This window comes from Priestia sp. J2 (genome assembly GCF_020790095.1).
Taxonomy (GTDB): Bacteria; Bacillota; Bacilli; order Bacillales; family Bacillaceae_H; genus Priestia; species Priestia zanthoxyli.
In genome coordinates this window covers 2,217,632-2,229,721 of the sequence record NZ_CP086208.1, presented here as the reverse complement: position 1 = coordinate 2,229,721, position 12,090 = coordinate 2,217,632, and the positions used below count along the sequence as shown (strand labels likewise).

Annotated in this window: 11 protein-coding genes; 6 read left to right on the top strand and 5 right to left on the bottom strand. The window is 38.7% G+C overall.

Annotated elements, in window-relative coordinates:
• Positions 1–30: 30 nt before the first annotated feature.
• From speB to recQ, 3 genes are all read right to left on the bottom strand, one after another.
• On the bottom strand, positions 31–1,014 hold the full coding sequence (speB, locus tag LJY09_RS11195) for an agmatinase (protein ID WP_028413420.1): 984 nt from the start codon (positions 1,012–1,014) through the stop codon (positions 31–33).
• A gap of 217 nt (positions 1,015–1,231) precedes the next feature.
• Positions 1,232–2,608: a sigma-54 interaction domain-containing protein gene (locus LJY09_RS11190; protein ID WP_028413421.1), complete on the bottom strand. Its 1,377-nt coding sequence runs from the start codon at positions 2,606–2,608 to the stop codon at positions 1,232–1,234.
• Positions 2,609–2,722: 114 nt separating this feature from the next.
• Positions 2,723–4,858 (bottom strand): DNA helicase RecQ, encoded by a 2,136-nt coding sequence (recQ, locus tag LJY09_RS11185; RefSeq protein ID WP_028413422.1) that lies wholly within the window; start codon positions 4,856–4,858, stop codon positions 2,723–2,725.
• 270 nt (positions 4,859–5,128) lie between these two features.
• On the opposite strand from recQ, the gene LJY09_RS11180 reads away from it, so the two are divergent.
• The 5 genes from LJY09_RS11180 to LJY09_RS11160 all read left to right on the top strand — a co-directional run bounded on the left by LJY09_RS11180 (position 5,129) and on the right by LJY09_RS11160 (position 7,766).
• Positions 5,129–5,548: a hypothetical protein gene (locus LJY09_RS11180; RefSeq protein WP_028413423.1), complete on the top strand. Its 420-nt coding sequence runs from the start codon at positions 5,129–5,131 to the stop codon at positions 5,546–5,548.
• A 336-nt stretch (positions 5,549–5,884) separates the two neighbouring features.
• Complete coding sequence (locus tag LJY09_RS11175; RefSeq protein ID WP_013056955.1) at positions 5,885–6,211, top strand: YflT domain-containing protein; 327 nt, start codon at positions 5,885–5,887, stop codon at positions 6,209–6,211.
• A gap of 120 nt (positions 6,212–6,331) precedes the next feature.
• Complete coding sequence (locus LJY09_RS11170) at positions 6,332–6,589, top strand: hypothetical protein (protein ID WP_028413424.1); 258 nt, start codon at positions 6,332–6,334, stop codon at positions 6,587–6,589.
• A 264-nt stretch (positions 6,590–6,853) separates the two neighbouring features.
• Entirely contained in the window at positions 6,854–7,408 is a 555-nt protein-coding gene (locus LJY09_RS11165) for a DUF3231 family protein (RefSeq protein ID WP_033578924.1), read from the top strand.
• Between the two features lie 64 nt (positions 7,409–7,472).
• Positions 7,473–7,766: a hypothetical protein gene (locus LJY09_RS11160; RefSeq protein WP_028413425.1), complete on the top strand. Its 294-nt coding sequence runs from the start codon at positions 7,473–7,475 to the stop codon at positions 7,764–7,766.
• 26 nt (positions 7,767–7,792) lie between these two features.
• On the opposite strand, the gene LJY09_RS11155 is transcribed toward LJY09_RS11160, so the two are convergent.
• Together LJY09_RS11155 and LJY09_RS11150 are read right to left on the bottom strand one after the other, a co-directional pair.
• Positions 7,793–9,970 (bottom strand): FUSC family protein, encoded by a 2,178-nt coding sequence (locus LJY09_RS11155; RefSeq protein WP_098112575.1) that lies wholly within the window; start codon positions 9,968–9,970, stop codon positions 7,793–7,795.
• 187 nt (positions 9,971–10,157) lie between these two features.
• Entirely contained in the window at positions 10,158–10,973 is an 816-nt protein-coding gene (locus LJY09_RS11150) for a hypothetical protein (RefSeq protein WP_028413427.1), read from the bottom strand.
• A 178-nt stretch (positions 10,974–11,151) separates the two neighbouring features.
• Here LJY09_RS11150 and LJY09_RS11145 point away from each other — a divergent pair, with 178 nt between their 5' ends.
• The gene (locus LJY09_RS11145) at positions 11,152–12,090 is read left to right on the top strand and encodes a VanW family protein (protein WP_028413428.1); all 939 of its coding nucleotides are present in this window, start codon (positions 11,152–11,154) and stop codon (positions 12,088–12,090) included.

Here is a 12,090-nt window from a genome sequence, read left to right as displayed (position 1 = left end):
ACCTTCCCACTTTTACTGTCTTGCTTATATTCAGTCGCGTGCTTTTACTAACAGCGTTTCTTCTTCTTTTGCTTTTTTTCTTAACGCAATAAGGGTGATAAATTCATAGACAATATTAGCGGCCGCCGCTGCTGTAATTTGGCCATGATCATAAGCTGGCAGTACTTCTACTAAATCAAAACCGACAAAATCAATATTTGTTAAGCCTCGAACGAATTGAAGCGCATCGTCAATACTTGCACCTGAGACTTCAGGCGTTCCTGTTCCCGGCGCGTAAACTGGATCTAAAAAATCAATGTCAAACGATAAAAATACGGGTCCTTCCCCTACACGCTCATGAATAATGTCTAGCATTCTTTCAACGCTAAGCTTTTTATATTCATTTGTCGTATACAGAGCTAAACCTAGATTTTTTGCGTCTTCTAAATCTTCAATGCCGTACAGACCGCCTCGCATACCAATTTGAATCGAACGCGATACGTCGATTAACCCTTCTTCAATTGCTCGTCTGAATACCGTACCGTGATTGTATTTTTGTTCAAAATAACTATCCCACGTATCCGAATGAGCATCAAACTGTATAAGCGCTACCGGTCCGTGTTTTTTTGCAATCGCACGAAGTTCACCAAGGGTCATCGAATGATCACCGCCTAGTGAAATAGGAATAATTCCTTCATTCACAACCGGCGTTAACCCTTCTTCAATTTTTTTATACGTTTCTAAAATATATCCGGGAACAACTGACAAATCACCGTAGTCCACGCCTGAAATGTAGTCAAAAATATTAATCTTTTGTTCTGGGTTATACGGGCGGAGCAAAATGGAGAAATCTCGAATGGCTTCCGGTCCAAAACGTGCTCCTGTTCGAAAAGATTGACCTGAATCAAATGGAATACCTGTGACAATAAAATCCATTTCTGAATTTACTTGTTCTACATACGGAAGTCTCATAAATGTACGTGGTCCGCAAAAACGCGGAGATTCAAATGAATTTTTCGGCTCATATTTTGGCATAATTTATTCCTCCTAGTGGGTTTCATTCATTAGCGCCGCATCATTATTTTAAATACTGACGCTTTTTATTTAGATACTTTTTATTAATGCAAAATGCATGCCAATTTTTATTATCTTATTCCGCGCAATTATGGACGATTTTTAATTCATAATAGAATCAAAACAAAAAAACTGATTCAGTATTGAATCAGCTAATTCATTTTGAATTAAAATCTCATTATTTTATATTGTACTTTCGTAAACGTCTTACGACCGTAGGCTGGCTGATTCCTAATATATTTGCCATTTCATACGTTGTTTGACACTGACGATAAGCGCGAATCAGCCAGTTTTTCTCCACTTCTGCAAGTGCTTGCTGAAGCGTCATTCCCTGAGAGGTTAACGTGTCAAGAGACTCCCATTCTTCTTTTTCACTGCTGCTATTTTCTGAATAAAACGGGAGGTCTTGAGACGAGATGCTGTTTTCATCCGTTGTTAACACAAGGCGTTCAATTGTATTTTCAAGTTCGCGCACATTTCCAGGCCACTGATGTTCAAGAAGCAGATTTAATGCTTCTGCGTGAAAAAATTTCTTCATGCTATATTTTTCATTTTGCTTATGTAACACGTGATAAAGCAGTGCCGCAATGTCTTCTTTTCGCTCTCGAAGCGGAGGAATGGTAATCGGAATAACGTGTAAACGATAAAATAAATCTTCGCGAAACGTTCCTTTTTTGACCATTTCTTCAAGCCGCTGATTTGTGGCTACAATCAGCCTAAAGTTTGCGTGTTTGGCTCGTTCACTTCCAATTTTGGTGACTGTTTTTTCTTGCAGCACTTTTAACAGCTTTACTTGCATATCAAGGGGAAGCTCTCCTATTTCATCTAAAAAAAGCGTACCGTTATGAGCTAATTCAAACTTTCCTATTTTCCCTTTTGTACTGGCACCTGTAAAAGAGCCTGCTTCGTATCCAAACATTTCAGATTCGAACAAACTAGCTGGAATGGCTCCGCAGTTAATTTCAATAAACGGCTCTTCTTTTCGTTCACTTCCACAGTGTAAAGCACGAGCAAAAGCCGTTTTACCAACACCCGATTCACCTAGCAGCACAACCGTTGCATCGCTGTCTGCCACGCGATTAATAATCGACCATACCTTTTTCATCGATTCACTTCGTATGACCATATCATTCGACTGCTGTTCCCGGAGTTCTTCCATTTCGAGCTGATATGTTTTCATTTTCACTTCGAGCTGCTGATAATCTTCTTTTAAGCGCTGAAGCTCTGTTAAATCATGCGAAAAGCTGATGACTCTTTTCATACACTGATGTTCATCATACACGGGAATACCGGTTGCCATTACAACTTTACCCGTTTCTGTTTGTTGCATCAGCTGTACTTCTTTCTTTTTCTTTAACACTTCAATCGTAACGGAAGGTGAAAAGATCCCGCGTTTTTGCAGTTCGTAGACGGTTTGACCGACCAACTCTGACACATCGTATCCATATATATCACGGCAGTTTTGACTTGCTCGTAAAACAAGTCCTTTTTCATCAGTGATCACGATATTGTCGTGAGAAGCATGCAAAATCGCTTCAAGCTCTCGTTCAATCATTCCCCTTCACTCCTCCTTTTTATGTAATCTGATTTTTCTAACATTTATATCTATTATTTTATCAGTAAACTCGCTTATTCAACACAAAAAGCTCCTTTAATAGGAGCTTTTTGTTTACGATAGCTGCTTCATTTTTTGTTTAAACAGTGCTACTTTTATCATAAAATAAGTGATGTTTTCAGGTAATTCTTCTTTGATTGGCTTTAACTTTTCATCGCCTACTGACGAAGCAGCTTGTAAAATTTGCTGTTCGTCTTCATCCGAAAGAAAAGGCGTCCAGTCGATTTCTTTTTCTTCTTCCGCGCATTTAAACAAATGGTTTTCAATGGTAATGCGGCTCAACTCACGTTCTTCAGCAATTTCGTCTAAAGATTTTCCTTGCTGAAATAGCTCATACGTCATTAAGTGAGAGCCTTCTTTTGATGAAGCTCTTGCTTTTTTTGGAGCAGGCGCTGAAACTTCTCGCTTTCGGTCTGGATGTTCTTCACAAAACTGTTTGATTTCAGTCGTGAATCGTTCTCCGTATCGCTCTTGTTTTTGTTCTCCAACTCCTTTTACAGTGGCGAACTGTTCAAGAGTTACCGGAAGTTTTGTACACATATCATGAAGAGTGTCGTCTGAGAAAATAACAAAAGGAGGCACGCCCGCTTCATCTGCTAGCTGCTTTCGAACGGAGCGCAAATGAGCAAACAGTTCGTCATCTTGGACAATTTGCTTCACTTCCATTTGTTCTTTCCTCATCACTTTTTCCGTACCAAGAAGCACCCCTTTTCCTTTGGACGCTACGGATAAAGTAGGAAATGACCCTTGTCCTACTAAAATAAACTGCTCTGAAATCAAATACTCGATAAAATCGCTCACTTCTTTAGCCGACCGGTCGCTCATGACGCCGTACGTTTTCAGTTTATCAAAACCAAAATCAACTACTTTTTTATTTCGAGAACCCGTTAACACTTGAGCAATCATCATTTTACCGAAACGTTCGCCCATACGAATCATACAAGATAACACTTTTTGCGTATCGACCGTTACGTCTATTTCCACGCGATCATCCGTACAGTTGCTACAGCGGCCGCACTCATGTGCTTCACTTTCTCCAAAATAATGAAGAATATACGCTTGCAAACAGCCTTCTGTATGACAGTAGTTCACCATATTTTGCAGCTTTTCAAGATCTTGAATCTGCTTTTTAGGATTCGACGTTGACTGTTCAATCAAAAAGCGCTGCACGCGAATATCTTGAGGTGAATAAAGTACGATACACTCACTTGGAAGTCCGTCACGACCAGCACGTCCTGCCTCTTGATAATAGCTTTCCATATTTTTTGGAAGCTGATAGTGAAGAACAAAGCGAATATTCGATTTATCGATTCCCATTCCGAAGGCAGACGTGGCTATCATTACCTGAACATCATCTTGAAGAAAGCGGTTCTGCTCTTCATCACGGCTGCTTGCGTTCATACCAGCATGGTATTTTGATACGTTAACTCCTGATTTTTGCAATCTAGCGTGAAGCTCTTCAACATCTTTACGCGTAGCGGCATAAATGATGCCTGCTTCTTGGTCATTTTTACGGATATACTGATCGATATAACTGATTCGATCCTGACCTTTCACAACAGCGAACGATAAATTTTCACGTTCAAACCCAGTCATCACCGTGTACTCTTCGTTAATATGAAGAGCTCTGCAAATATCTTCACGCACTTGAGGCGTCGCAGTAGCCGTTAGCCCCATCACAATCGGCGCATTAGACAGCTTGCTGATGAGTTCATTGATACGCAAATAACTTGGTCTGAAATCATGCCCCCACTGTGAAATACAGTGCGCTTCATCTACCGCTACAAGCGGGATAGGAAGCATTTGAAGCTGTTCTAAAAACTGCGGAGACTCCAGTCGTTCCGGCGCTACATAAAGTAACTTATATTCACCAAGCGCTACTTCTTCTAAGCGCTGCTGTACCTCCGTGTGAGTCAGCGAGCTGTTAATATACGTGGCCGGAATACCAGCTGCATTCAGCGTGTCCACTTGGTCTTTCATCAAGGAAATCAACGGAGAAATCACCAGTGTTGTACCTTCTAATAATAATGAAGGAATTTGATAACAAAGTGATTTCCCTCCTCCTGTTGGCATAATACAAGCGGTATTGTGCCCTTCTAAAACATAACGAATCGACTCTTCCTGTCCTTTTCGAAACGAATCATAACCAAAATAGGACTGTAAATGTGTTAAAGCTTGTTCAAACTGCAAAATAGCGTCCTCCTTTAAAATAAGTAGAAATAGTAGTTGAGGGATTCATTAGAAGGAATTGAGACGTAGGATTTTATTTTATCAAATCTTAGAGGAAGTTGCACAGAATTCGTTGATTTAAGGATATAGCAAAAATGATAAGCGAAAAGCCATCAACTTATAACTCTCTTTCCTATCACAAACAATCTTTTTATGTATGTCAGGACTCCTTTCCTAAAAATCTTTCCCCATTCCATTCTTTTTTCCTGTATACTTAAGAATAGGAAAGAGGTGCTTATCACGAGACATCCTGTAGAAACGATTTATTATTTAGAAAATCCACAGCGTAATATCTCAACATATGCTTCCACAACTCAGTTAACGGTTGAGTCTGTTGTGAAAGATGTGTTTGGTGTTGCTTGCGTAGCAGATATTCAAATTATGCTTCAATATAATAAAGAATTCCGCAAAAGTATTAGTCAATTACACAATGCGATGGACGATGATCTTACGTTAGAAATGGTTTTTCGAGTTGCTTCAAAAGAAGATTTGCTTCGATTTAAAAAACGTTTACTTGAAAGTAGTTTAGATGACGCAGAAACGTCAATAGACTGTCCATTCAGCGCAACCATTCAATTACAAGATGGTCGATATACATGGAACGAGTCTACTTCTGTTTATGAAAAACAAAAAGAACGTCTTTCATCTTAAATTTCTCTATTTTTATGTATGCAAAAAGCCTGGATCTTAGCTGTTTAAGATCTAGGCTTTTTGCAGTTTGTACTGTACCTTAAAAGGTCAAAAAAAAGATGCAGGAAAAAGGCTGGCTAAAGCCTTCTTCTGCTTATTGTCCGCCAGATTCTCCTCAAAGATAACCGCGCTGTTTCCTCTTCTCCTATGTTAGACTTTTTAACTCAATTTTATGAAATAGGTTTTATCTCTTCCAATAACGTGTATACACAAAGCAAGAGGATAAGTTACTTAAACTTCTCTTCATTACTAAACATATTCTAGAAAGTTGTCTATCATACAAGGAGGTTTTTTGAAATGGTAAATGTAAAAGTAGTTGAAAATGGCGTACAGGCAAAAGATACAATCGAACAATTTTTGCGTGAAGGATTTACAAAAGACGAAGTTTATTTACTTGCACACCATCAAGATCGCTCCGAGGATTTAACAGCTGCAACAAATACAAACAATATCGGCCTTTCTGAACAAGGTGTTTTTGATGCGATTGCGAATGTATTTCGTTCTCGAGGAGACGAGCTTCGTGCCAAAATGCGTTCATTAGGCCTATCACAGCCGGAAGCTGAACGCTATGAAGAAGAATTAGATCACGGCAAAGTAATCGTGGTTGCATCAAAAGTTGCTTAATCTAAAAGCCCTACAGCAGGGCTTTTTTATTTTTGTCTTCTGCCCTTTTTCCCCTTTCATTAAAGAAGTCATCCCTACATATTATTATGAAGATAAGAGTTACTGTGAGGAGTGATATATTTGATTATAGGAATTGAGTACACAAAGCGTGTGAAAAATGGATTAGTCGTTAAAAATATTCCTTACAAGATACACGATAAACCTTGTGATGAAGGCTGCTGTAAAAATGATAAAACGATAGGCGTCAGAGACAAATTAAGGGTTAATTGGCTGTTAAACGTTTTTATGCCCAGTAAAAATATAACGGTATTTGATTATAAATATTGGTCAGAAGAGCTAACTTCTTTATGGAGAGAGTATCGGAGAAAAACTGTATAATACTCAAGATAAAAAATCTCCTTGATGAGCAAGGAGATTTTTTTCTATTGACTTTATCTTCTAGCACCAACCTATTTATTAAGCATTTCAACAATTTTTATACCTTTAGATGTTTGTACCATCACTATTATAAATTGCTGAATGGGATGCTTTTTCTTCCACTCATCATAATCAATTTTATATGTAACATTTCTTAGCTGTGTTTATCCTTTTCTGCTGAAGGTAATAATGAAGATGCATAAACTATATAAAGGGTGAAAAGTTATGATTAACGTCATTGAGACACTACTTGATTATATAAAGAACTCTTCTACAGATGATCCGCCCCCTCGCCCACATATCGGTGAGACTATGGGATGCTGGCTGTATTTTACTGCTTTAGCGGAAGAAATACCTGCCTTAGAAACTTGTCTTAATACAACAACCAACAGTGAACTGCTTAAGCTTGCTCAAGACTCAAAAAACCTGGCTGAATCTCAGATTGATACACTAAAAAAATTAATGATTAAAGAAGGAATTCCCCTTCCTGAAATACCGGCTACCAAACCGAAATCCGACCCTAACAGTATTCCATTAGGAGCAAAAGCCACGGATTCTGAAATCGCTAACTTAATATCTATAAAAATTGCCTCTAATATCGTCATGTGCAGCACGAATATGGGACAATCTATTAGAACCGATATTGGATTAATGTGGTTGAAATTCCACACTGAAAAGGTCATATTAGGATCAAAAATAAAAATTCTAATGCAGCAAAAAGGATGGCTCAAAATTCCGCCTTATTATTATCCACCTGGAGCCCCTCATAACTCTAATTGAAGTGTTCTTAGGTAAAACAGCATAGATAATCTTACATCCAACACATTTAACGAGGTGCTTGAACATGGATTTCCCTACAATTCATACAAATTTTTGGGACGCAGTCATTGGTGTTCCTGTCGTATTAATCGTGACGCAGCTGATCAAATGGCTTTTTCATCCTAAAAAGCAATTTGTTCCGACTATCGCTTTAGCTGTCGGCGTGCTTTTTTCAGTATTGATCAGTCACCCTCATCATATTATTGCCGGATTGTTTATGGGATATTTTTATGGATACGCCGCAATTGGAAGCTATGCAGGTCTTAAAACAACGTGGAGAACGATTAGAAAAGATACGTCTCCTTATTCATCAGACTAAAAACCAGCGAAGTATTCGCTGGTTTTTTATTCTTCATTGCTTATTTCTTCTGCTCCTAGCTCTTTGGCTAAGTGAACAACCGATTGATTGATTTTCCATACGTAATAAATGTTATGCAGCAGCTGCAGATGCTGTAAGTTTCTTGATTGAACGGACGTATCAAAATAATCTAAAGATTGTTCAATCTTTTGTCTTACATCTTCAAGCGTGTATACATACGTTCCTCTTTCTCCTCGTAATGCTTTTTCAAGCTGAGTGAAGTTGCTTGCCACTTTCTCTTCCACTTCCTTTACTACGCCATGAAATTCTGCTTCCTTATAAAAAGCTTCGTTTCTAGTAGAAGATGCCACCAAATGCTTAGCGTAATAATTAATAGCGGTAAAAACAGTTAAAAATTGCTGAAGACGTGAACGGCCAACGAAACCTTTGATAATAGGATCTGAATCGACATGAAGCTGTTTTAGCTTTTTTTCTAATTCCATTCCTTTATCAGCTAAATTGGCAAATGCGTACTGATTCGTAAAACGATGTAAATAAGTATGAACAAATTCTTTTAAAGCCGCTACGTATTCTACTGAAGTGTCGGTTATTTTATCTCTTGTTCTTTTAGGAAACACAAGAGCAGATACGGCTAAGCCAATTCCAACTCCTACGACCGTATCTAACACGCGGGCCAGCAATAAACTCTCTGAAATTCCGCCAAGAAGCATGTCATACATAAAGGCCAGCATCATCGTAATCCAAAAACTCATAAACGAATACGTAATGGGAAAGAAATAAAAAGCCATAAACACACAGATAAAAAGCAGCGTTACTTCAAGTATTCCAGGGGAAACGTAGCTTGCAACAACAAAGCCGACAGCTGCTCCTAAAAGCGTGCCTACGCTTCGCTGCACGGCTTTTACAAACGTACTTCCTATCGTTTCTGTACCGAGAAGCACTAAATAGCCTGCTAAGAGCGCCCAATATTGATGCGATGGAGATAAAAACGAGCCAAATATTAATGTCGCAACAGCAGTGATGACCGCTTGAATAGACTTTTTCGTAGACGGTTTTAATCCTTTTTCTTCATCATTATCCTCTTCGTCTTCTTGTTCTTCCGCTTCTTTTTGAGGCTGTTTTTCTTGTTTCACAATTGCTTGCTGCAGCTCATACGCTTCATCAATGACATGATTTGATATCGTTTCGATACGGCGTATTAAGTAAAGCCAGTCTTTATACCTTTCGTCTTGAGGTTCGAGTTCGCTTAATTTTTGGCGCAGCTCTTGCAAATGCTGAGCTGCATCCGTTAAGGAATGAGTAGGATTTTCATTTAATACCTCTGCTTCGCGAATCGATTCCACTAGCTTTAACAGCACCTGCTGAATATCAAAATGATTAAATGCCTTTAATTCACTGAGTTTTCGGATCGCCGGAGAATATGTCTGCAGCAGCATCACTGTATCAAATACATAAAGGCGCATTTGCTCAGCTGTTACGCCAGGCCATATGTCGTGAGGATCTGTATTTCCAAGCTCTTCTGATGCTACACGGGCATACTCCGCTAGTTTTTTAATATTGCGGTTATACTGTTTGATTTGAGCTGGTTCAATTTGTTTCTTTTGAATTAACTCAATAATTAAATCAAGCACCAAATTTACTTGAATATGAAAGGATTTCATTGAAGACCTTAGCACGTTGGAAGGCCGGTCTTTAAAAATAACAAAATTATAGATAAATGCACAGCAGGCTCCTACTATAACGCCAGCTAACAGCCACGGCAGCTGAGAAAATGTAACGTGTAAAATAGAAGCAAAATAAAACGACATAAATGCTACCATCGACAGAGAGAAGTAGCGAATACCAAATTTCTGTAAATAAAAAGACAAAAACACCAATAGAACGAGAAAAACATTTTCTGCTTGTCCATATCGTGATAAAAACGAGCCAATTCCAAGAGAAACGGCGCTAGAAAGTGCTACTAAGACGGTTGTCACTTTTTTTGCTTTTGTTGTTTCATCATTTACAACCAATATACCCATCAGGCCGATTACGCCGGATAAAATAGCAGCGGTAATTTGAGAGCTTCCCGCTGCTTTTAATACAATCAGCATAATAACGACCGCTGTAATGACACTGATTGTAGCTTTAGAAGCTGTTTTGAGCCTTTTTCGTCCAGGATCTGCAGCGACTAAGCGACTAAACCAATATGAAAAAATAAACACCCTCTCCTTTCGTGCTGTAAAGTTCTTTGTAGAAAGAGTAATATTATTACTTATACCCTTTTTAATTCTTTTCTATCGTATGTAAGTATGTTTTTCACTATAACATTGCAAACGGCTAAAGAGCTAAACAAATGATTAAAAACACATCTGTTTTCTGTCAGATGTGTTTTTAAAAAATAATGGTTCATTACAGTGTAAGAGAAGAAATTTCCCACCCGTTTGTTAACGGATTTCTTTTTAAAGTAAAAACCATCGTTGTCTTGTGAGCCCCTTTATTTTCGTAATAAATAAGGCAATCTACGGAGATTTTCTCTTTTGTTTTATACTTTTTTGCATGAAATAAGTCCGTTTTATAATAAATGGTGGAGATACTATGCAGCTTTGCCCATAGCTTATGCTCTTGCTTTACGCGCAAAACCGGCTGCATTAAGGCATCGTCATCTTGCTTTAATCCGGTTAAAAACATATTGACGACTTCTGCCGGCTCAGCTTTTAATGCATATTCATCAAGCTTTCCTCCTGCTTTTAATACCATTAACTGATGACCTGGATCTACATTTTGGGACTTGTGAGTCGTACTTCCTGCAAAATGAATGCAAAAATGACCGGGGAACCCATTGTCAAGCGCACCGGCTCCATGAGGCATTCCATTCATGGAAGCTGCAAGCATTTTTCCTTTAAATGGAATAAGAACAGCTCTTCGGTTCCAGCTCCATTTTCCATTATATAAGTGCTTCATTACTTTCGTATCTTGACGTGTAAGCGGCTGAACATCTGCGTGGTGTGAGCCTGCTCTTCGCTGCACATAAAAGTAAAAACCGGTTTCTACATCGATTACTTTAAATTTTTTTCCCTTTGGCAGTAAGGTTTCTACACGTTTCCACTTTAATACTTTTCCTGTGTCGCTTACCGGAAAGTACGTAAGGTTTTCTTCTGCTTTCATCTTTTGGGGATGCACAAAAAAACTAATAAGCATAAAGACTAAAATCATTAATTTTATCATTGTCTACCCTCATTACCTTGTAGTTTCTCTATGTAATATGCGAAAGTACACATACAATTATAAATAGAAATTTTTACACGCTCGTCTCATGGAAAATAATACAAAAAAGAGCTTGTGAATCCTATACATTAAACGGTTCATTTTATTCATACTAACAGGTGAAAGCGAGGTATATGATATGAATTTCACTTGGATGGTTGGACTTTTAATGCTTATTCAACCTCTTTCTACACAAGACCACCTATCTATTACTCATGACGGTAAACCAATTGAACGGATTGAACGGGACAAAGTGGCAGTACCTCTTCTTCCTGTACCCATGGTGGATTATGATCGATACAATCTTCTTCTAAAAGAATTGGATAAAAAAACATATAGAGAGCCCATAAATGCCCGCATTGATAAAAGCGGACAAATTGTTCCTGAGCAAGCGGGTGTCAAACTATATCATAAAGATTTTGCGGAGAAATTTTATACTTATTTTTTTAACGGCGGTACGTCAATCTTAGAAATCCCGACGCTTCCTGTTCCGCCTCGCGTGGATAAGGAGCTGCTTGCAACGATTCGTATTAAGCAAATCGGTCATTATCATACGGTATTTAACCCCCATAATAAAAATCGTTCTCACAATATTTCTCTTGCAGCTGAATCACTAGACAGCAGCGTCATATTTCCTGGGGAAGTTTTCTCTTTTAATCAAACCGTTGGAAAAAGAACGGCAGCAAAAGGGTATATGCGTGCCCCAATCATTGTAAAAGGAGAGTATTCTGAAGGAGTTGGAGGAGGAATTTGCCAAGTTTCTTCTACTTTATTTAACGCCGTCGATAACGCTGGCGTCACGATTACGCAGCGCTACTCCCACAGCCGCAGTGTTTCCTACGTACCTCCTGGGCGAGACGCTACCGTCAGCTGGTATGGACCTGACTTTCATTTTAAAAATACGTATAGTGATCCTTTGTTGATTCGAGCACAGGTGCAAGGCGGAGTCGTAAGCGTAGCCGTTTATTCTACCGATGCGATTGAATATAAGCCTCGCCGCGTGCCTTGGTCTTCTAATGAACCCTTGCCAAAAGAGAAAAAACCTAAATCACATGTTCATAGTGACATTGCTGATTAA

What these genes read in the sequence shown, in the direction of transcription:
- speB (WP_028413420.1), bottom strand. Translation starts at nt 1,014, where the DNA reads ATGCCAAAATATGAGCCGAAAAATTCATTTGAATCTCCGCGTTTTTGC.
- LJY09_RS11190 (WP_028413421.1), bottom strand. Translation starts at nt 2,608, where the DNA reads ATGATTGAACGAGAGCTTGAAGCGATTTTGCATGCTTCTCACGACAAT.
- LJY09_RS11175 (WP_013056955.1), top strand. Translation starts at nt 5,885, where the DNA reads ATGGTAAATGTAAAAGTAGTTGAAAATGGCGTACAGGCAAAAGATACA.
- LJY09_RS11165 (WP_033578924.1), top strand. Translation starts at nt 6,854, where the DNA reads ATGATTAACGTCATTGAGACACTACTTGATTATATAAAGAACTCTTCT.
- LJY09_RS11160 (WP_028413425.1), top strand. Translation starts at nt 7,473, where the DNA reads ATGGATTTCCCTACAATTCATACAAATTTTTGGGACGCAGTCATTGGT.
- LJY09_RS11150 (WP_028413427.1), bottom strand. Translation starts at nt 10,973, where the DNA reads ATGATAAAATTAATGATTTTAGTCTTTATGCTTATTAGTTTTTTTGTG.
- LJY09_RS11145 (WP_028413428.1), top strand. Translation starts at nt 11,152, where the DNA reads ATGAATTTCACTTGGATGGTTGGACTTTTAATGCTTATTCAACCTCTT.